An 834-nucleotide genomic window follows, 5' to 3' on the forward strand; every position below is an offset into this window, starting at 1 on the left:
CAGCGTGATCAAGGTCGGCCCGCAGTTGCATGCGGATGTCGAGGGCCTGGCGCTCTACCAGAGCCATGAACGCGACTACCTGGTGGTCTCCAGCCAAGGCAATGACAGCTACCTAGTGCTGGATGCCGAGCCACCGTTCGCCACCCACGGCGCCTTCCGTGTCGGCCTGAATGCGGCAGCGGGGATTGATGGTGCTTCGGAAACCGATGGCCTGGAAGTCACCGCCATCAACCTCGGCGGACCCTGGAGCAAGGGCCTGCTGGTGGTGCAGGACGGCCGCAAGCGCATGCCCGAGCAGACCCAGAACTTCAAGTTCGTGCCTTGGGCTGAGGTGACCCGCGCACTTAAATTGCCGTAGGCGTCATCACCCGGTCATCACTTTTTAATCGAATAGGAGCTTAACCATGCACGCGACGATGGAACATATGACGATCTGGGGTTTGATCAGTGACGCCAGCCTGTTGGTCAAGGCGGTGATGGTGACGTTGCTGCTGGCCTCCTTGCTCAGCTGGTACCTGATCATCCAGCGCGCCAGTGTGTTGCGCCGCCTGGAGCGCCAGTTGAAGGGTTTTGTGCTGCGCTTTCGTAGCGCTGCGGACTTGCAGCCGCTGTACCGCGAAACCGTGCAGGCGGGCGAGGGCGGCATTGCGCCGATCTTTATCGCCGGGGTGCAGGAATACCAGCACCTGCAGGGCCACGATCCGGCCGTATTGGAAGGGGTCGAGCGCGCGTTGCAGGTGGCGATTACCGAGCAGGAAATCGAGCTGGAAAAGGGCCTGCAATTTCTGGCAACCGTGGGTTCGGTCAGCCCCTACATCGGCCTGTTCGGCACCG

At 61.6% G+C, this 834-nt stretch carries 2 protein-coding genes; both read left to right on the plus strand.

The genetic code is table 11. The features are described 5' to 3' along the window. Positions 1-358, plus strand: a 358-nt coding sequence (locus HX823_RS25880; RefSeq protein WP_177077358.1) for a phytase, incomplete at its 5' end; no start/stop codon positions are given. Between the two features lie 46 nt (positions 359-404). Continuing rightward, the coding region (locus HX823_RS32075) for a MotA/TolQ/ExbB proton channel family protein (RefSeq protein WP_371317981.1) at positions 405-834 on the plus strand (430 nt) is incomplete at its 3' end.

It is taken from the genome of Pseudomonas sp. P7759 (genome assembly GCF_013386445.1).
GTDB classification, from domain to species: Bacteria; Pseudomonadota; Gammaproteobacteria; order Pseudomonadales; family Pseudomonadaceae; genus Aquipseudomonas; species Aquipseudomonas azotoformans_A.